19 protein-coding genes and 5 tRNA genes are annotated in these 16,648 nt (G+C 65.1%); 12 read left to right on the top strand and 12 right to left on the bottom strand.

Annotated features, from left to right (window positions below; translation table 11 throughout):
* The first annotated feature begins 64 nt into the window (after nt 1-64).
* A tRNA-Gly gene (locus L0C59_RS10210) sits at nt 65-140 on the top strand.
* Between the two features lie 32 nt (nt 141-172).
* On the opposite strand, the gene L0C59_RS10205 is transcribed toward L0C59_RS10210, so the two are convergent.
* From L0C59_RS10205 to pgeF, 7 genes are read right to left on the bottom strand one after another with little or no spacing between them, the layout of a single operon-like run.
* A complete protein-coding gene (locus L0C59_RS10205) occupies nt 173-802 on the bottom strand; it encodes a histidine phosphatase family protein (protein WP_243091244.1) in 630 nt (209 codons plus the stop codon).
* Nucleotides 799-1,800, bottom strand: a complete 1,002-nt coding sequence (purM, locus tag L0C59_RS10200) for a phosphoribosylformylglycinamidine cyclo-ligase (protein ID WP_243091245.1) — start codon at nt 1,798-1,800, stop codon at nt 799-801. Before purM ends, L0C59_RS10205 begins: the two co-directional genes overlap by 4 nt.
* A 5-nt stretch (nt 1,801-1,805) precedes the next feature.
* Nucleotides 1,806-3,215, bottom strand: a complete 1,410-nt coding sequence (gene gatB / locus L0C59_RS10195) for an Asp-tRNA(Asn)/Glu-tRNA(Gln) amidotransferase subunit GatB (protein WP_243091243.1) — start codon at nt 3,213-3,215, stop codon at nt 1,806-1,808.
* 29 nt (nt 3,216-3,244) lie between these two features.
* Nucleotides 3,245-4,333 (bottom strand): type IV pilus twitching motility protein PilT, encoded by a 1,089-nt coding sequence (locus L0C59_RS10190; RefSeq protein ID WP_243091242.1) that lies wholly within the window; start codon nt 4,331-4,333, stop codon nt 3,245-3,247.
* An 11-nt stretch (nt 4,334-4,344) separates the two neighbouring features.
* Nucleotides 4,345-7,011: a type IV pilus assembly ATPase PilB gene (gene pilB / locus L0C59_RS10185; RefSeq protein WP_243091241.1), complete on the bottom strand. Its 2,667-nt coding sequence runs from the start codon at nt 7,009-7,011 to the stop codon at nt 4,345-4,347.
* Nucleotides 7,008-7,490 (bottom strand): YqeG family HAD IIIA-type phosphatase, encoded by a 483-nt coding sequence (locus L0C59_RS10180; protein ID WP_243091240.1) that lies wholly within the window; start codon nt 7,488-7,490, stop codon nt 7,008-7,010. Before L0C59_RS10180 ends, pilB begins: the two co-directional genes overlap by 4 nt.
* Nucleotides 7,491-7,524: 34 nt before the next feature.
* Nucleotides 7,525-8,250: a peptidoglycan editing factor PgeF gene (gene pgeF / locus L0C59_RS10175; protein WP_243091239.1), complete on the bottom strand. Its 726-nt coding sequence runs from the start codon at nt 8,248-8,250 to the stop codon at nt 7,525-7,527.
* Between the two features lie 79 nt (nt 8,251-8,329).
* On the opposite strand from pgeF, the gene L0C59_RS10170 reads away from it, so the two are divergent.
* Nucleotides 8,330-8,734 carry a DUF4395 family protein gene (locus tag L0C59_RS10170; protein WP_243091238.1) on the top strand — a complete coding sequence of 135 codons (405 nt, stop codon included), beginning with the start codon at nt 8,330-8,332 and terminating at the stop codon, nt 8,732-8,734.
* On the opposite strand, the gene ribH is transcribed toward L0C59_RS10170, so the two are convergent.
* Nucleotides 8,721-9,194, bottom strand: coding sequence for a 6,7-dimethyl-8-ribityllumazine synthase (gene ribH / locus L0C59_RS10165; RefSeq protein WP_015716093.1), 474 nt, complete (start codon nt 9,192-9,194; stop codon nt 8,721-8,723). The two genes, L0C59_RS10170 and ribH, sit on opposite strands and share 14 nt — an antisense overlap.
* A 20-nt stretch (nt 9,195-9,214) precedes the next feature.
* On the opposite strand from ribH, the gene crcB reads away from it, so the two are divergent.
* From crcB to L0C59_RS10145, 4 genes are read left to right on the top strand one after another with little or no spacing between them, the layout of a single operon-like run.
* Nucleotides 9,215-9,592: a fluoride efflux transporter CrcB gene (gene crcB / locus L0C59_RS10160; RefSeq protein ID WP_243091237.1), complete on the top strand. Its 378-nt coding sequence runs from the start codon at nt 9,215-9,217 to the stop codon at nt 9,590-9,592.
* A 4-nt stretch (nt 9,593-9,596) separates the two neighbouring features.
* Entirely contained in the window at nt 9,597-9,929 is a 333-nt protein-coding gene (locus tag L0C59_RS10155; protein ID WP_243091236.1) for a DUF190 domain-containing protein, read from the top strand.
* Nucleotides 9,930-9,973: 44 nt separating this feature from the next.
* Nucleotides 9,974-10,588 (top strand): sulfite oxidase-like oxidoreductase, encoded by a 615-nt coding sequence (locus L0C59_RS10150; RefSeq protein WP_243091235.1) that lies wholly within the window; start codon nt 9,974-9,976, stop codon nt 10,586-10,588.
* A 38-nt stretch (nt 10,589-10,626) separates the two neighbouring features.
* Complete coding sequence (locus tag L0C59_RS10145) at nt 10,627-10,854, top strand: hypothetical protein (RefSeq protein WP_279232661.1); 228 nt, start codon at nt 10,627-10,629, stop codon at nt 10,852-10,854.
* Here L0C59_RS10145 and L0C59_RS10140 read toward each other — a convergent pair.
* The 3 genes from L0C59_RS10140 to L0C59_RS10130 form a co-directional block, all read right to left on the bottom strand.
* Nucleotides 10,830-11,633 (bottom strand): histidinol-phosphatase HisJ family protein, encoded by an 804-nt coding sequence (locus tag L0C59_RS10140; RefSeq protein ID WP_243091233.1) that lies wholly within the window; start codon nt 11,631-11,633, stop codon nt 10,830-10,832. The genes L0C59_RS10145 and L0C59_RS10140 overlap by 25 nt on opposite strands.
* On the bottom strand, nt 11,623-12,240 hold the full coding sequence (locus L0C59_RS10135; protein WP_243091232.1) for a hypothetical protein: 618 nt from the start codon (nt 12,238-12,240) through the stop codon (nt 11,623-11,625). Before L0C59_RS10135 ends, L0C59_RS10140 begins: the two co-directional genes overlap by 11 nt.
* A gap of 138 nt (nt 12,241-12,378) precedes the next feature.
* Complete coding sequence (locus L0C59_RS10130) at nt 12,379-12,969, bottom strand: nicotinamidase (protein WP_243091231.1); 591 nt, start codon at nt 12,967-12,969, stop codon at nt 12,379-12,381.
* A 53-nt stretch (nt 12,970-13,022) separates the two neighbouring features.
* On the opposite strand from L0C59_RS10130, the gene metF reads away from it, so the two are divergent.
* Nucleotides 13,023-13,904 (top strand): methylenetetrahydrofolate reductase [NAD(P)H], encoded by an 882-nt coding sequence (metF, locus tag L0C59_RS10125; RefSeq protein WP_243091230.1) that lies wholly within the window; start codon nt 13,023-13,025, stop codon nt 13,902-13,904.
* Here metF and L0C59_RS10120 read toward each other — a convergent pair.
* Complete coding sequence (locus L0C59_RS10120) at nt 13,901-15,196, bottom strand: MBL fold metallo-hydrolase (protein WP_243091229.1); 1,296 nt, start codon at nt 15,194-15,196, stop codon at nt 13,901-13,903. The two genes, metF and L0C59_RS10120, sit on opposite strands and share 4 nt — an antisense overlap.
* Nucleotides 15,197-15,266: 70 nt before the next feature.
* Between L0C59_RS10120 and L0C59_RS10115 the strand changes: the two genes are divergently transcribed.
* The 5 genes from L0C59_RS10115 to tuf all read left to right on the top strand — a co-directional run.
* A tRNA-Thr gene (locus L0C59_RS10115) sits at nt 15,267-15,342 on the top strand.
* Between the two features lie 9 nt (nt 15,343-15,351).
* Nucleotides 15,352-15,437: transfer RNA gene (locus L0C59_RS10110), tRNA-Tyr, on the top strand.
* 24 nt (nt 15,438-15,461) lie between these two features.
* Nucleotides 15,462-15,537, top strand: a tRNA-Gly gene (locus L0C59_RS10105).
* Nucleotides 15,538-15,540: 3 nt separating this feature from the next.
* A tRNA-Thr gene (locus L0C59_RS10100) sits at nt 15,541-15,616 on the top strand.
* Between the two features lie 67 nt (nt 15,617-15,683).
* On the top strand, nt 15,684-16,648 hold a 965-nt coding region (tuf, locus tag L0C59_RS10095), incomplete at its 3' end, for an elongation factor Tu (protein WP_243091228.1).

Below are 16,648 nucleotides of genomic sequence, written 5' to 3'. Positions count from 1 at the left end.
GCGCCGATGGTACTGGGACCGCAGGGTCCTGGGAGAGTAGGTCGGTGCGGGGGATTTTTTCCATGCGGGAGTAGCTCAGTTGGTAGAGCACGACCTTGCCAAGGTCGGGGTCGCGGGTTCAAGTCCCGTCTCCCGCTCCACAGCAAAACCCCAGGCCTATGCCTGGGGTTTTTTATTGGACGCTTTCGTCGGAGAGCCAGTCGGCCCAGGTTTCCAGGTGGGCGCTATCGGAAACGGTGAGGACCTCCCGTTCGGGTAGCAGGATCCGGGTGATGGAGGTGTTGGGGATGTGGAACCGCCGCCAGGCATCGCCCTCGAGGTCCAGGGCCATTTTCAAGGCGGCGCGGATCACGCCCCCATGGGTCACCAGGAGGTGCCGGCCTGGTGGGAGCCTTTCCAGGAAAGCCTCTAGACGCCGGGCCAAGTCCGCCATGCTTTCCCCACCCGGGCGGGGCGTATGCCAGGGATCCCTTTGGGCGGCCCGGATGAAATCGGGGTAACGGGCCTCGGCTTCCTCCCGGCTTAGCCCGGCCAGGTCGCCCACGTCGATTTCCCGCAAAAGGGGGGTGGCTTCCAAGGTAAGGCCCAACACCGCCGCCAGGGGCTCGGCGGTCTCCCGGGCCCGGCGGAGGTCGGAGGCGTAAAGCCCGTGGAAGGGAAGCTGGCTTCGGGAAAGGCGCTGGGCCAGGCGGAAGGCCTGGCCGATCCCCGTGGGGGAGAGGGGTACGTCCAGGTGGCCCTGGAACCGCTTGTGGACGTTCCACTCGGTTTCCCCGTGGCGGATGAGCCAGAGCTCTTTCATACCAGCCGAACCCCGGAGCCTGCCACCACCCGTCCCACGGGGAAGCTTTCCACCCGCTCCTGAGCCCTCTGGGCTTCCTCTTCCGGCAGGACCAGGATAAGTCCAAGGCCCATGTTGAAGACCCGGTACATCTCCTCTTCCGGGATGTTTCCCAGGCGTTGGAGGTAGGGGAAGATGGGGGGGATGGGCCAGCTTCCCCTTTGGATCTCTGCCCCCAGGCCCTGGGGAAGAGCCCGGGGGAGGTTTTCCGGGAGGCCACCCCCGGTGATGTGGGCGATGGCGTGGATCCTCACCCCGGCTTCCCTAAGGGTTAGGAACTCCTTGAGGTAAGCCCGATGGGGGCGTAGGAGGGCCTCTTTTAGGCTCTCCCCCAGCTCGGGCACGGGCGCCTCGAGGTCCAGCCCCTCCACCGCCTTGCGGATCAGGGAATAGCCGTTGGTGTGGGGACCGGAGGAGGGCAGGGCCAGGAGGAGATCCCCTTCCTGAACCCTTTCCGGACCCAGGATCTCCTCCTTCTCCACCACCCCCACCAGGGTGCCCGCCACATCCCAGGCCCCTTCCCGGTAGACCCCGGGCATCTCCGCGGTCTCCCCGCCCAGGAGGGGGATGCCCAGGGCCTTGCAGGCCTCGGCCAAGGAGGTGAGGAGGGAGGAGAGCACCCCCTCCTCCAGGCGGCTTGCCGCCAGGTAGTCCATGAAGAAGAGGGGAAGGGCTCCCTGGGCCAGCAGGTCGTTCACGGAGTGGTTTACCAGGTCAAAGCCCAGCCCGGACACGTCCCCCGCCTGCAGGGCCAGAAGGGTCTTGGTCCCCACCCCGTCCGTGGTGGCCACCAGGACGGGTTCCCTCATCTCCTTTAGCCCCCCGGCGTCAAAAAGCCCCCCAAAGGCCCCAAGCCCCCGTAACACCCTGGGGGTATAGGTGGCGGCGATGGCCTCCTGGGCCCGCCTTAGGGCTTCCGCCTTGGCCTCGATGTGCACCCCGGCTTCCTCGTAACGCATCGGCCTCATCCTACCCCAAGGGCCTCGAGGAGAAGCCTTCGCACCAGGTCAGGCCTTGCCTGGCCCTGGGTCCTTCGCATCACCTGGCCCAAGAGGGCGTCCAGGGCCTTGAGCTTTCCCTGGCGCACGCTTTCCGCCGCCTCGGGCATGGCGGCGATCACCTCGGTCACCACGGCCCTCAAGGCCCCCTCGTCCGCCACCACCCTTAGGCCCCGTTCCCGCACCAGGGCCTCGGGGTCCAGGCCCTCCAGGACCTCCGGCAGAAGCCCCTTGGCCACCCGGCTGGTGATCTCCCCCCGCTCGAAGAGGGCCACCAGCCGGGCAAGGCCTTCCGGGGAGAGGCGGGTTTGCTCCAGGGCAAGCCCCCGCTCGTTCAAGAGCCCGGCCACGTCTGCCAAAAGCCAGTTGGCCAGGGCCTGGGGGGAGGCCTGGCCCAGGCTTAGGGCTTGGTCCAGGAAGCGGGCCAGGGAGGGGGTGTAGGCCAGGACCTCGGCGTCTTGGGCCTTGATCCCCAGGGCCTGGTAGCGCCGTTCCTTTTCCCAGGGGAGTTCGGGGAGGTCCTGCCGGATGGCCTCGAGCCACTCCCGGGAGATGGGCACCGGGGGGATGTCGGGCTCGGGGAAGTAGCGGTAGTCCGCCTCCTCCTCCTTGGTGCGCATGGGGTAGGTCTTGCCGCTACCCTCCTCAAAGCCCATGGTGGCCTGCTTGACCCTCTCCCCCCGCCTTAGGATCTCGGTCTGGCGGCGGATCTCGTACTCCAGGGCCCGTTGCACGCTCTTAAAGGAGTTGAGGTTTTTGATCTCCACCTTGGTACCTAAGGGCTCCCCTACCCGGCGCACGGAAACGTTCACGTCGGCCCGCATTTTCCCTTCCTCGGGGCTGGCCTCGGAGATGCCCAGGGTCTGGACCAGGGCCTGGATACGCTGCAGGAAAAGCCGGGCTTCCTCGGGGCTTCTGAGGTCGGGTTCGGTGACGAGCTCGATCAGGGGGCTTCCCGCCCGGTTCAGGTCCAAAAGGGTGCGGTCCTCCAGGTGGAGGCTTTTCCCGGCATCCTCCTCCAGGTGGAGGCGCTTGATGCCCACGCTCCTTTCCCCCAAGGGCAGGCTACCCCCTTGGCCCAGGGGGAGGTCGTACTGGCTGATCTGGTAGTTCTTGGGCAAGTCGGGGTAGAAGTAGTTCTTGCGATGGAAGACCAGCCTTTCCGGAACCCGGCTTCCCAGGGCCAGGGCGAGCCTGAGGCCAAACTCCACCGCCTTCTTGTTGGGCACGGGGAGGCTTCCGGGTAGCCCCAGGCAGACGGGGCAGGTGTGGGTGTTGGGGGGAGCGCCGAAATAGTCGGCCTCACAGCCGCAGAAGGCCTTGGTCCGGGTCTTTAGGTGCAGGTGGACCTCGAGGCCAATGGCCGCCTCGTACATGGCCTAAAGTTTACCAGGCCCCTTGGGCGCTAAGGGCGCCCCTTCCCCTCCTGCACCCCAGCCAGGCGCATGAACTCCTTGGGGTCCACCGCCCTGCTCAAGCCCATCTCGTAGGTGATGAGCTTGCGCCGGTAGAGATCCGCCAGGCAGGCATCCATGGTCATCATCCCGTACTGGCCCCCGGTCTGGATCACGCTCCGGAGCTGGTGGCTTTTCCCTTCCCGGATCAAAGCCCTCACCGCCGGGGTGGCGATCATGAGCTCGTAGGCCAAGACCCTTCCCCCCCCGAAGGCCTTGGGCAAAAGCTGCTGGGTGAGCACCGCCACCAGGTTGTTGGAAAGCTGCACCCGTACCTGCTCCTGCTGGTTTTCCGGGAAGACGTCGATGATGCGGTCAATGGTTTCCGGGGCGGAGTTGGTGTGCAGGGTGCCCATGACCAGGTGGCCGGTCTCCGCGGCGGTGATGGCGGCGGCGATGGTCTCGTAGTCCCGCATCTCCCCCACCAGGATCACGTCTGGGGCCTGGCGGAGGACGCTCCTTAACGCCTTGTGGAAACCGTGGGTATCGGAGCCGATCTCCCGTTGGTTGACGATGGCCTTCTTGTGCTTATGGAAAAACTCTATGGGGTCCTCGATGGTGACGATGTGCACGGGCTTGCGCTCGTTGATGTAGTCGATCATGGAGGCCAGGGTGGTGCTCTTCCCCGACCCGGTGGGCCCCGTGACCAGGACCAGGCCCCTGGGGCTTAGGGCGATATCGGCGATGTTCTTGGGTAGGCCCAGCTCCTCGAAGCTCTTGATGGTGGCGGGCACCACCCTTAAGACCCCCCCCACGCTTCCCCGTTGCAGGAAGACGTTGACCCGGAAGCGCCCCTTTCCCGGGAGGCTGAAGGAGAAGTCCAGCTCCTTCTCCTCCTCAAAGATCCGCTGCTGCTTCTCGTCCATGAGGGCGTACATCAGCCGGCGGGTGTCCTGGGGGGAGAGGGGTTCGTACTCCGTGGGGTGGAACTCCCCGTCCACCTTGATCATGGGGGGGAGGCCCACGGTGATCACCAGGTCGCTGGCTCCCCGCTCCGCTGCCAGGGTCAGAAGGTCCACGATATCCGGTGTTTTGGCCATGGCTGACTCCTTTACTCAATGGTGCGTGCCAGGACCTCCTCGAGGGTGGTGATCCCCTGGAGAGCCTTGTAGATGCCGTCCTCCCGCAGGGTTTTCATGCCCTTTTTCCTGGCGATCTCCTTGATCTCCGTGGCCGACTTTCCAGCCACGATGGCGTGGCGGATCTCGTCGTCCACCACCAGTAGTTCGTGGATGGCGTAACGCCCCTTGTAGCCCGTTCCCCCGCAGCGCTCGCAACCCAGGCCCTTGTAGAGCTTGGCCCCTTGGATCTCCCCTTGGGAAAGGCCCAGGCGCTTTAGGACCTCGGGGTCAGGTTTCACCTCCACCTTGCAGTGGTCGCAGATCCTGCGCACCAGGCGCTGGGAGAGAACCCCGATGAGGGCGGCGGAGATGTTGAAGAGCTCCACCCCCATCTCGTCCAGGCGGGTGATGGCCTGGGCGGCGTCGTTGGTGTGCAGGGTGGCGATGACCAGGTGGCCGGTGAGGGCAGCCTCGGTGGCGATCTTGGCGGTCTCCGAGTCCCGGATCTCCCCCACCATGATGATGTCCGGGTCCTGCCTTAAAAAGGCCCTGAGGGCCCTGGCGAAGGTGAGGCCGGCCTGGGGGTTCACCTGGGTCTGGTTGATGCCGGGGATCTCGTACTCCACGGGATCCTCGATGGTCTGGGTGTTCTTGTCGGGGGTGGCGATGCGCTTGAGGATGGAGAAGGTGGTGAAGCTTTTGCCGCTGCCGGTGGGCCCGGTGATGAGGAAGATGCCGTAGGGCTTGGAGATCACCTCCTGGAAGCGCTCAAAGACCCCGGGGGCAAAGCCCAGGCCCTCGATCTCCGGGATGTCGGCGGCCTTTTTCAAAAGGCGCATCACCGCCTTTTCCCCGTAGACGGTGGGCAGGGTGGAGAGGCGGAGGTCCACATCTATGGAACCTTCCCGGTAGCGCACCCGCCCGTCCTGGGGCAGGCGCCTTTCGGCGATGTTGAGCCCCCCCAAGATCTTGACCACGCTGATGATGGAGTTTAGAGCCCCCTTGGGCAGGGTGGTGTACTGGCGTAAGGCACCGTCGATGCGCAGGCGCACCAGGACGTCCGACTGCCGGGGCTCTATGTGGATATCGGAGGCATCCTGCAGGTAGGCCTCCCGGATCACCTGCTTGACAAACTTTTGGGCGGCGCTTTCGTCCAGCTCGGGGGTGACGGCCTCCTCCTCCTGGTAGCCCTTGGAAAGCTCCTTGGCGATCTCGCCCAGCTCCTCCTTGCCGTAGAAGCGTTCGATGAGTTTGGTGATGGCGGCCTCCGTGGCCACGGCGGGGACTACCTCGTAGGCCAACCCCTTCCGCTTCAGGGCCAGGCGCACGTCGTCCAGGGCCAGGATGTTCCGGGGGTCCTTCATGAGGAGGACCAGGGTCTTGCCCTCCAGGTGGTGGGGGAAGACCCCGTACCGCCGGGCCAGGTCCTCGGGGAGAAGGAGGGCGGCCCCGGGATCCGGGGGATTCTCCTCGGGGTTGATGTAGGTATAGCCCAGCTGGGCCGCCACCGCTTGGGCCAGGGCCTCAGGTTTGAGCTTGCCGGAGGCCACCAGGGTGTCCTCGAGGCGGCCCCCACCCTGGCGTTGCTTCCTTAGGGCTTCCTCCACGTCCTCGGGCCGGGCCAGGCCCAGCTCCACCAGGATCTCCCCCAGGGGCTTGGCCTTGGGCAGGCGCCTTTGCACCTCGAGGGCCTCCCTTAGATCCTCGCGGCTTAAGCGCCCCTCCTGCACCAGGACCTCCCCCAGGCGGCTTTTTTCCGGATAGGCCTGGTGGAAAAGGGCCTCCCACTCCTTGGGAAGGGTGAGGAGGAAGCGGGCGGGCTGCCCCAGGAGTTCCGCCACCGCCTCCTTGTGCCGGGGATCGGCCAGGACCACCTCCACCTCCCCGTTTTTGAACCCCAGGGGCACGGCGCTATACCGCAGGGCATCCGAGCGCAGGAGAAGGCTGGTGGCGGCGGGGTCGGGGGAGAGGCCTTGGGTGGAGGGGAGAAACCCCATTCCCCTTTGCTCCGCCAAAACCTGGTAGAGATCCTCCTCGGGTAGCCCCTTCCGCACCAGGATGCGGCCTAGAAGATCCCCGGTCTTTTCCTGCTCCACCAGGGCTTCCTCCAGGGTGTTCCGGTCCAAAAGGCCCTTCTCCAAAAGAAGCTCGCCCACCTTCAGCTCCTCCCGGCGGGGGCTGCTGGGGGGAGGGGGTAGGGGTAGGCCAAGCTCGGGGTAGTTCTTGGCCAGGGCGTAGAGGAAGGCGCTCTTGGTGGCCTGGTAGGGTTCCACCACCATCCCGGTGAGGTCCTCCACCTCCTCGAGGGCCAAGGTGTCCAGGGGGTTCACGAAGGCTACCCGCACCACCCCTGCTTCCTCGTCCAGGGCAAAGGGGATGGCCTGGAGCTCCTTGGCCTTCTCCGCCGGCAGGAGGGCCTTCACCTTGGGAGGGATCTCCAGGGTGTGCAGTTCCACCAGGGGGATGCCGAAGTGGTCCTCGATGGCCTGGGCGATCCGCCTTTCCGAAAGCAGGCCCGAGTCCACGATGACCTCGGCCAAGGAACCCCCCACCTCCCGGTGCCTCTCCAGGGCCATCTGCAGCTCCTCGTCGGTAAGTAGACCCACATCCAATAGGATGGCACCCAGCCGCTTGTCTCCGATGGTGAGCACGCTCATCCCAATCCTCCCCGTGGCTTCCTAAACGGAGTCTCCAGCATCCGTATGAATCGGGTGTAAAAGAATTCCCTTTCCCGCAAGGGGGGTACCAAAACCGTGTAGGCTCCCACCAGGTTGCCCCCAAGGACATCGGTGAAGATCTGATCCCCCACCACCGCCACCTCCTTGGGAGGAAGGCCCAGGGCCCTCAGGGCCCTTTTAAACCCGAGCCAGGGCTTGAGGGCTGGGGCGTGGCCGGGAAGGCCGAGCCTTCCTTGGATCCGGGCGAAGCGGTCAGGGAGGGCGTTGGAGAGAAGGTAAATGGGGACCTCGGCCTTTAAGGCCTCCAGCCAGGCCCGGTGCTCGGGCAAGGGCTCCTCTTCCCCGTAGGGCAGGAGGGTGTTGTCCAGGTCCAGGATCACCCCCCGAAGGCCCCGTTCCTCGAGCCACTTGGGGGTTAGGTGGAGGAGGGAGGGCAGGACCGCCCGGGGAAAGAGCATAGCCTTATTGTGGCACGGTAGGGTGAACAAGCTCTTAACGGGGGAGCATGACGAGCCCCCACATCCGCCCCGTCTTCCCCTGGTCGCGGCGGTGGGAGAAGAGGGTGGGCTCGCAGTGGGTGCAGAGGCCTACCCGGTAGATCCTTTGCGGAAGGAGCCCCGCCCTTTCCGCCTGGAGGAGGAGGGCCCTTTCCAGGTCCAAAAGGTACCTGCCGGGGGCGTCGGGGTCTGGGGTGAAGGTGTCTAGACCCGCTTGGGCAAACCTCTCCGCCACCTCCTCCCCCACCTGGTAGCACCGGCCCCCGATGCCGGGGCCGATGGCCAGGTGGGCCTGCTCCGGATCCAGCCCCAGCCTTTCTAGGAGCTCTAAGCCTCGAGGCAGGATGCCCCCCACCACCCCCCGCCAGCCGGCATGCAGGGCCGCCACTGCCCCTTCGGGGTGGTAAAGCAGAAGGGGGTAGCAGTCCGCCACCCCTACCCGGAGGAGGAGTCCAGGGGTCTGGGTGAGGAGGCCATCCCCTTCCCAAACCCCAGGGCCTTCCACCAGGTGGATCTCCGTGCCGTGCACCTGCTTGAGCCCCGCCACCGGAGGGTAGCCAAAGAGGGAGAGGACCCGCCTTTGGTTCTCGGCCACCCGTTCGGGGTCATCCCCGGTGGCCGCGGAGAGATTCAGGCTTTGGAAGGGGCCTTGCGAAACCCCGCCCAGGCGGGTGGTGAAGCCATGGGGTACGGGTAGGGGAGTGGTGAGGAGGGAAACCATGCTTCCATTGTGCCCTGGGGTTCCGCAAAGCGTGCCCTTACCCCTATTCATCACAGGCTTAGGCGTATACTATGGCCCCATGAAGACGGACCGGAACCAGCTCCGCTTCAACCAGGTTCTCCTCACCCTTCTTCTGCCCCTGGCGGCGCTTTTGGACCTGTCCCTTTTGGTCTATCTCCTCTTCCTCCTCATGGTAAGCCAGCACACCCCCTGGGATCTGATGGTGGCCCTGAAGCGGGTCCTGGGCATCCCAGCCAGGCTGGTGGAGGAGGACCCCAGGCCCCACCGCTTTGCCCGTACCTTAGGGGCGGTGTTTTTGGCGCTTTCCTCCCTCTTCCTCCTTCTCGGGCTCAAGGGGGTGGGGTACGCCTTGGCCCTTTTGGTGGCCTTCCTAGCCTTCATCAACCTGGCCTTCGGCTTCTGCCTGGGCTGCTTCCTCTACCTGCACCTGCGCTACGCCCGGGCCCTTTTCACCGGGAAATAGCCTCCAGAAGGCGCACCATCTCGATGGCGGTGAACACCGCCTCGGCTCCCTTGTTCCCCGCTTTGCCCCCGGCTCTTTCTTGGGCCTCCTCCGGGGTGTTGGTGGTGAGGACGCCGAAGACGATGGGCTTTTCCGTCTGAAGCATGGCTTGCATGAGGCCAGAAGCGGCCTGGGCGGCCACGTACTCAAAGTGGGGGGTTTCCCCCCGCACCACGGCCCCTAGGGCCACCACCGCATCCACGTCGGGGCGGAGGGCCAGGCGCTTGGCCACCAGGGGGAGCTCAAAGGAACCCGGCACCCAGGCCACCAGGACCTCAGCGGGGTCCCCGCCCAGGCGGGCGTAGGCCTCGAGGGCCCCTTCCAAGAGCAACTTGGTCACCCGCTCGTTGAACCGGCCCACGGCGATGGCCAGGCGCACCCCCTTGGCGGTGAGGATGGGGGAGAGGGTCTTGGGCTTCATGGTCCCAATATACTTGGGGGGTGGAGCGGTATCTCCTGGTGGCCTTGGGGGGAGCCTTGGGCTCCCTCCTACGCTATGGGCTTGGGGCCTGGGTACAAGCCCTTACCGGGCCCAGCTTCCCCTATAGCACCCTCTTGATCAACGCCCTGGGCAGTTTCCTCATCGGCGTGGTGATCCGCCTGTCCCTGGAGGGGGCCCTCTCCGGGGAAGGGCGGCTTTTCCTGGCGGTGGGGGTCTTGGGGGGGTTTACCACCTTCTCCACCTTTACCTACGAGACCCTGGCCCTCATCCAGGACGGCGAGGCCTGGAGGGCCTTGTTGTACGTGTTTTTCAGTGTCTTCCTGGGCCTTTTCCTGGTGCTTCTGGGCTACCGCCTGGGCGGGGCCCTGGTAGCCTAGGGGTATGAAGCTGGAAGGGGAGGCTAAGCTCCTGCGCATCTTCGTGGGGGAGTCGGACCGGCATGGGGGGAGGCCCCTCTATGAGGCCATCGTCCTCGAGGCCAAGCGCCAGGGCCTGGCTGGGGCCACGGTGTTTAAGGGCTTCATGGGTTTCGGCGCCCACTCCCGCATCCACACCGCCAAGGTGCTCCAGCTTTCCGAGGACCTGCCCGTCATGATCGAGATCGTGGACACGGAGGAGAGGATCCGGGCCTTTCTGCCCGTCCTGGAGGGGATGGTTAAGGAAGGCCTGGTCACCTTGGAGAAGGTGGAGGTGATCCGCTACCGAAGCCGGTAGCCCTGGTTGCTTTTCCCCCGCGTGGGTTCCTGTAGCTTGGGTGTATGGACAGAGTCCCCCCGGGCCAGGTGGTCACGGAGCGGTTCCCCATCCTCACCTATGGGGAGGAGCCCAGGGTCTCCCCCGAGGAGTGGCGTTTTTCCCTCTTCGGCTTGGTGGAGGAGGCCTTTAGCCTCACCTACCCGGAGCTCCTCCGCCTGCCCCAGGTGGAGGTAACCCGGGACTTCCACTGCGTCACCCGCTGGAGCCGCCTGGATGTGGCCTGGCAGGGGGTGCGGGTGAGGGATCTTTTGCTGAGGGCTAAGCCCAAGCCCCAGGCGGTGGCCGCCTTGGTCCACAGCTACGGGGGCTACACCACCAACCTCTTCCTGGAGGACCTCCTGCGGGAGGATGTCCTCCTCGCCCATACCCTTTTCGGCAGGCCCCTGCCTTTGGAGCGGGGTGGGCCGGTGCGCCTTGTGGTGCCCCACCTCTACGCCTGGAAAAGCGCCAAGTGGGTGCGGGGCATTGAGCTTTTGGACCGCTTGGAGCTGGGTTTTTGGGAAAAGCTGGGCTACCACTTCCGGGGCGACCCCTGGCGGGAGGAGCGCTTTCAGGAAGGCCCTATCCCTGCGGCAAGCCTGAGGTTTGGAAGCCGGAAAGGAGGGGGGGAGGGATGACGTCTTTGGAGTAGTCCCGTCTCCACGTGGAGGAGGCTTTGCGCCGCTATTGGGAGTGCGTGAAGGCGGAGGAAGAGGAGTACGCCGAGGACTACGAGCGGGTCACCTTTATGGAGTATGAGGCCCCTGCTCCCGACCCTTGCGCCGAGGCCTTTTCCCGGTTGGTGGCGGCGGTGAGGGCGTACGAGGAAGCCTCGGGACGGCGGGAAGACCTGGACCTGGGTACTCTGAGAGAGCGGGTTTATGAGGCCCTGGACAAGGGGTAGGCTAAGGGCTTTCCCCCTTGGAAGTAGTGGGCTTCCCAATACCCCAGGTCCAGCAAAAGTGCCACCGCTTCAGGGAAGGCGTACCCCACCTGCTCTGGCCGGTGGGCATCGGAGCCCAGGACCACCCCGATGCCGAGCTCCCGGGCCCGCCGTAGGAGGGCGGGGGCTGGGTAGATCTCCTGGGCCGGGTTCCTTAGGCCGGCGGTGTTCACATCCAGGAAAAGCCCCTCCTCCGCTATGGCCCTAAGGGCGGGCTCGGCCAGCTCCGCCAGGGCCTCCTCCGGAAGGTGGTGGCCGAACTTCTTGGGGAGGTCCAGGTGGCCGATGGCGTGAAAGAGGCCGCTTTTTGCAGCCTTTTCCACCTCCTGGAAGTAGGCCTGGAAGATTTCCTTCAGGTCCCGCCAGGTGTACTCCTCCTGGTGGTCGGGGTGGTCCAGGGGCCAGGCCCCCAGGTAGTGGACGCTGCCGATCACGTAGTCGAAGGGGTAGCCTTTAAGCAGGGTCCGCACGAACTCCTCCGTGCCCTCGTGGAAGTCGGCCTCGAGGCCGATCCCCACGTAAAGGTCGGGGTGATCCTCCCGGACCCTTTCCAGGGCCAGGAGGTAAAAGGGAAGGGCCTCGAGGCGCATGCGGCTCATGGGATCGTACCAGGAGGGCATGGGGCTGTGGTCGGTGAAGACCAGGCCCTCTAGCCCCGCTTTCCGGGCGTAAAACAGGTACTCCCCTGGAGCTCCCTGGGCATGGCCGCAGAGAGGGGTGTGCACGTGGCTATCCACCATGTACCGATTCTATCCGAAGGAGGGCTTCCTCCCAGGTGTAGGCCACCACCCTTTGCCCCAGGGCCTGGGAGAGGTCCAGGGAGAGGAAGGGGTCCTCCAGCAATCCCCCCTCAAGGGGAGGGAGGGTGGCCACCTCCTGCACCAGGACGGGGAGGGCTGGGGGGAAAAGGGCGGGGTAGCGTTCCAGGATGGCCTCCACCCCGAAGGCTTCAGCCCAAAGCCGCTTTAAGGCGAAAAGGGCCTCCCTTGGGGTCCGGGCCAGGAGGTAGGCTCCCTCCCCTGCCTGGCGGAGGAGGAAGGGCCCTTTCCCCTCGAGGGCTTCCAGGAAGGCCTCAGCCCGCTCGGGGAGGAGGTAGCTTTCCCGCACCGCCCGCTTTGCCTCCTCCGCCGCGAGCAGCAACCGTTCCTCGTCTATGCGCGCGCCAAAGACCCCCTGAAAAAGCCACCCGATGCGCTCGGCAAGGTTGTTGAGGCGGGCGAACTCCTCCCAAAGCCCCACCACCCAGGTTCTCCCCACGGGGAAACCCAGGTCCTGGGCCTGCCTCAGGAGGTGGACCTCCCCTTGGGCTTCCGCCTGGGCCAGGGGGGTCAGTCCGGGGTTGTCCATGGGTACCAAGCCGGGTGGCTCCAGTAGGGCGGGAGGGGATTGCCTGGGGAGGGGAGCGCCTTGGCTTCCCGGCATAGACCCAGATCCTCCCCCGGCCGGATACGGGGTCGCCCCAGGCGGATCATCGGGACCGGATGCTCAGACAAAGCGCACCCCTTCGGCCCGGGTTACCTTGCCCTGGTAGAGGAAGGTGACCTGGCGCAAGGCCGCCTGGAGGTCGAAGGGGGTAAGGGCGCTGGTGGCGTCCTCCGGGAGGACCACCCGGTACCAGCGCAAGGCGGCGGAGCCAGCGGTGTGGAGCACGCAGATGTTGGCCACCGTGCCCGTCACCACCACGTGCTTTACCCCCCAAAGGTGCAGGTAGTGGTCCAAGGGGGTGCCGTAGAAGGCGTCGTAGCGCACCTTTTGGATGATCAGGTCCCCCGGCTCGGGGCGGAGTTCCTCCAGGATCTCCGCTCCCCAGGTGCCGGCCACCGCATGCCGGGGCCAGATCTGGAACTCGGGGTCGTCCTCCCGGTGCCAGTCTTGGGTGTAGACCACCTTGGCTCCCGCCTGCCGCGCCCTTTCCAGGAGAAGCCGGATGGCCGGAACGCTTTTGGGGGCATCGGGCACGAAAAGGGCTCCTTGCGGGTGGGCGAAGTCGTTTTGCATGTCCACCACCATCAAGGCGGTTTCCCTGGCGGGAAGCTCCAGGCCTTCCACCCTGGGGATTTCCGGAACCTCTACCATACCCTTATTTTGCCACCTTGACCGGGGGGAGGGGAGGGGCTACACTCTAGCGCATGAAAATACGGGACCTCCTAAAGGCGCGCAAGGGGCCCCTTTTCTCCTTTGAGTTCTTCCCCCCCAAGACCCCGGAGGGGGAGGAAGCCCTTTTTCGCACCATGGAGGAGCTTAAGGCCTTCCGGCCCGCCTTTGTCTCCATCACCTACGGGGCCATGGGGAGCACCCGGGAAAGGAGCGTCCTTTGGGCGAAGCGGATCCTAAAGCTGAATCTAAACCCCCTTGCCCACCTCACCGTGGCCGGGCAAAGCCGGCAGGAGGTGGCGGAGGTCCTGGACCGCTTCGTGGAGGCGGGGGTGGAGAACATCCTGGCCCTTCGGGGGGATCCTCCCCAAGGGGAACGGGCCTTTAGACCCCATCCCGAGGGGTTCCGCTACGCTTCCGAGCTGGTGGCCCATATTCGCGCCCGCTACGGGGAGGAGCTCTCCGTGGGCGGGGCCGCCTACCCCGAGGGACATCCGGAAAGCGGGAGCCTCGAGGCCGACCTGCGCCACTTTAGGGCCAAGGTGGAGGCGGGGTTGGACTTTGCCATCACCCAGCTTTTCTTCAACAACGCCCACTACTTCGGTTTCCTGGAGAGGGCTAGGAGGATGGGCGTGGAGATCCCCATCCTCCCCGGCATCATGCCCGTCACCAGCTACACCCAGCTCCGCCGCTTCACCGAGGTCTGCGGGGCCAGCATCCCCGGGCCCCTTCTTTCCAAGTTGGAAAGGTACCAGGAGGATCCCAAGGCCATCCTGGAGATCGGGGTGGAGCACGCCACCCGCCAGGTGGCGGAGCTTTTGGAGGCCGGGGTGGAGGGAGTCCACTTCTACACCCTCAACAAAAGCCCCGCCACCCGCATGGTCCTGGAGAGGCTGGGCTATGGGCCGAAGCCCTAGACCTCCAGGGCCTCCCCGAAGGTGGCCAAGTGGGCCGCCTGGCCCCGCTGGGTAAGAAGCCGCTCCAGCTCCCCTAGCTTTTCCTCCTCCCCGTGCACCAGGGCCACCTGGGGCTGCCCTTCCAGCCAGTCCAAAAGTTCATCCTGCCCCGCATGCCCCGAGAAGCCGCCCAGGGTGTGCACGCTGGCCCTAAGGGGCACTTCCTGCCCCAGGATACGGATGCGCTGGGGTCTTTGGATGATCTCGGCTCCCAGGCCTCCTCGAGGCTGGTAGCCCACGAAGACCAAGGCGTTCTTAGGATCGGAAAGGCCGTGCTTCAGGTGGTGGAGGATCCGCCCCCCGGTGAGCATTCCGCTTCCCGCGACGATCACCATGGGGCCGGGCTCGCGGTCTAAGGCCTTGGATTCCTCCACACTTTCCACCACCCGAAGCTCCCGGGGGCGGAAGGGGTTCCGCCCCGATAGGAAGTAGGCCTGGACCTCCTCGCTGAAGTAGCGCACCAGCCGGGGATAAAGGTTGAGGACCCGCTCGGCCATGGGGGAGTCCAGGTAGATGGGCGCCTCGGGCAAAAGGTGTCCGTTTTCGTAGAGGAGAAAGAGGATTTCCTGGGCACGCTCCACGGCGAAGGAGGGGATGAAGACCTTGCCGCCTTGGCCCAGGGTTCGTTCTAAGATTTCCAAAAACTCCCCCACCGTGGCGGCGAAGGAGCGGTGGGGCCGGTCCCCGTAGGTGCCCTCACAGAGCACCAGGTCTGCCTTGGGAGGCAGGGAGGGGTCGGGGAGGACGGTCTTTTGCCTGTTGCCCAGATCCCCGCTATAGACCAGGGTCTTCCCCTCTCCTTGGACCACCACAAAGGCGCTTCCCGGAAGGTGCCCCGCCTGGCCCAAGGTGAGGGTGAGGTCCCCCAGCCGAAGCCATTCCCCATACTCGAGGAGGCGCACGTGGCGGAGAGCCTCCTCCACATCCCCCTCGTGGAAGAAGGGGGCTTCCATGACCTTGAGGGCGTCCTGGAGGACGATTTCCATCAACAAGAAGGTGGCCTGGGTGGCGTAGACCGGCCCCCTATACCCCTCCCGGAAAAGCTTGGGCAGCCGGCCCACGTGGTCCAGGTGGGCGTGGGTGAGGACCACGGCCTCCACCGCCTGGGGGTCAAAGCCAAAGGGGGCGTGGTTCTTCTCCTCCTCACGCCCCTGGAACATGCCGCAGTCCAGGAGGAGCCGTCTGCCCTCGGCCAAGAGGAGGTGGCAGCTTCCCGTAACCTCCCGAGCTGCGCCAAAAGGTACGATGCGCATGCCTTTATCTTGACACTCACCTGCCGTTGTGCTAGCCTATTCCCTCGGACAGGGTCCTATCCCCCGTCCTGCCACCCTAGCTCAACAGGCAGAGCACCCGACTTGTAATCGGGGGGTTGGGGGTTCAACTCCCCTGGGTGGCTCCAAGCGGGCGTGGGCAGGTGCCCGAGCGGCCAAAGGGGACGGTCTGTAAAACCGTTGGCGCACGCCTTCGCTGGTTCGAATCCAGCCCTGCCCACCAAAGGTGTGCCCAGCACACCCCCATGCGGGAGTAGCTCAGTTGGTAGAGCATCGGCTTCCCAAGCCGAGGGTCGCGGGTTCGAGTCCCGTCTCCCGCTCCACGGGCTCGCGTAGCTCAGCAGGTAGAGCACACCCTTGGTAAGGGTGAGGTCGCCGGTTCGAGCCCGGCCGCGAGCTCCATCTTTTTGTCTGCCCTGGGCTTAAGGCCCCCAGGGCGGCTTTTGCGTGCAAGAAGGAAGGAGGAACCATGGCCAAGGGCGAGTTTATCCGTACGAAGCCTCACGTGAACGTGGGGACGATTGGGCACGTGGACCACGGGAAGACGACGCTGACTGCGGCGTTGACGTATGTAGCGGCGGCGGAGAACCCGAATGTGGAGGTGAAGGACTACGGGGAGATTGACAAGGCGCCGGAGGAGCGTGCGCGGGGGATTACCATCAACACGGCGCATGTGGAATACGAGACGGCGAAGCGGCACTATTCCCACGTGGATTGTCCTGGGCACGCGGACTACATCAAGAACATGATCACGGGTGCGGCGCAGATGGACGGGGCGATTTTGGTGGTATCGGCGGCGGATGGGCCGATGCCGCAGACGCGGGAGCACATTCTTTTGGCCCGCCAGGTGGGGGTGCCGTACATCGTGGTGTTCATGAACAAGGTGGACATGGTGGACGACCCGGAGCTTTTGGACCTGGTGGAGATGGAGGTGCGGGACCTCCTGAACCAGTACGAATTTCCTGGGGATGAGGTTCCGGTGATTCGTGGGAGCGCGTTGTTGGCGCTGGAAGAGATGCACCGGAATCCTCAGACGAGGCGTGGGGAGAACGAGTGGGTGGATAGGATTTGGGAGCTTTTGGACGCCATTGACGAGTACATACCCACGCCGGTGCGGGATGTGGACAAGCCTTTTTTGATGCCTGTGGAGGACGTGTTTACCATTACTGGGCGTGGGACGGTGGCCACGGGACGGATTGAGCGGGGGAAGGTGAAGGTTGGGGACGAGGTGGAGATTGTGGGTTTAGCTCCTGAGACGCGGAGGACGGTGGTGACGGGTGTGGAGATGCACCGTAAGACGCTCCAGGAGGGGATAGCTGGGGACAATGTAGGTTTGTTGTTGCGGGGTGTAAGCCGGGAGGAGGTGGAGCGGGGGCAGGTTTTAGCGAAGCCTGGGAGCATTACGCCGCACACGAAGTTTGAGGCTTCGGTGTA

Source organism: Thermus neutrinimicus, assembly GCF_022760955.1.
Classification (GTDB): domain Bacteria; phylum Deinococcota; class Deinococci; order Deinococcales; family Thermaceae; genus Thermus; species Thermus neutrinimicus.
The sequence above is the reverse complement of the archived record's forward strand: the minus strand, read 5'-3'. Positions and strand labels throughout refer to the sequence as shown.

Excerpts from the sequence above, each read along its gene's own strand:
- L0C59_RS10205 (WP_243091244.1), bottom strand. The coding sequence starts at position 802 with ATGAAAGAGCTCTGGCTCATCCGCCACGGGGAAACCGAGTGGAACGTC.
- purM (WP_243091245.1), bottom strand. The coding sequence starts at position 1,800 with ATGCGTTACGAGGAAGCCGGGGTGCACATCGAGGCCAAGGCGGAAGCC.
- gatB (WP_243091243.1), bottom strand. The coding sequence starts at position 3,215 with ATGTACGAGGCGGCCATTGGCCTCGAGGTCCACCTGCACCTAAAGACC.
- L0C59_RS10190 (WP_243091242.1), bottom strand. The coding sequence starts at position 4,333 with ATGGCCAAAACACCGGATATCGTGGACCTTCTGACCCTGGCAGCGGAG.
- pilB (WP_243091241.1), bottom strand. The coding sequence starts at position 7,011 with ATGAGCGTGCTCACCATCGGAGACAAGCGGCTGGGTGCCATCCTATTG.
- L0C59_RS10180 (WP_243091240.1), bottom strand. The coding sequence starts at position 7,490 with ATGCTCTTTCCCCGGGCGGTCCTGCCCTCCCTCCTCCACCTAACCCCC.
- pgeF (WP_243091239.1), bottom strand. The coding sequence starts at position 8,250 with ATGGTTTCCCTCCTCACCACTCCCCTACCCGTACCCCATGGCTTCACC.
- L0C59_RS10170 (WP_243091238.1), top strand. The coding sequence starts at position 8,330 with ATGAAGACGGACCGGAACCAGCTCCGCTTCAACCAGGTTCTCCTCACC.
- ribH (WP_015716093.1), bottom strand. The coding sequence starts at position 9,194 with ATGAAGCCCAAGACCCTCTCCCCCATCCTCACCGCCAAGGGGGTGCGC.
- L0C59_RS10155 (WP_243091236.1), top strand. The coding sequence starts at position 9,597 with ATGAAGCTGGAAGGGGAGGCTAAGCTCCTGCGCATCTTCGTGGGGGAG.
- L0C59_RS10150 (WP_243091235.1), top strand. The coding sequence starts at position 9,974 with ATGGACAGAGTCCCCCCGGGCCAGGTGGTCACGGAGCGGTTCCCCATC.
- L0C59_RS10140 (WP_243091233.1), bottom strand. The coding sequence starts at position 11,633 with ATGGTGGATAGCCACGTGCACACCCCTCTCTGCGGCCATGCCCAGGGA.
- L0C59_RS10135 (WP_243091232.1), bottom strand. The coding sequence starts at position 12,240 with ATGGACAACCCCGGACTGACCCCCCTGGCCCAGGCGGAAGCCCAAGGG.
- L0C59_RS10130 (WP_243091231.1), bottom strand. The coding sequence starts at position 12,969 with ATGGTAGAGGTTCCGGAAATCCCCAGGGTGGAAGGCCTGGAGCTTCCC.
- metF (WP_243091230.1), top strand. The coding sequence starts at position 13,023 with ATGAAAATACGGGACCTCCTAAAGGCGCGCAAGGGGCCCCTTTTCTCC.
- L0C59_RS10120 (WP_243091229.1), bottom strand. The coding sequence starts at position 15,196 with ATGCGCATCGTACCTTTTGGCGCAGCTCGGGAGGTTACGGGAAGCTGC.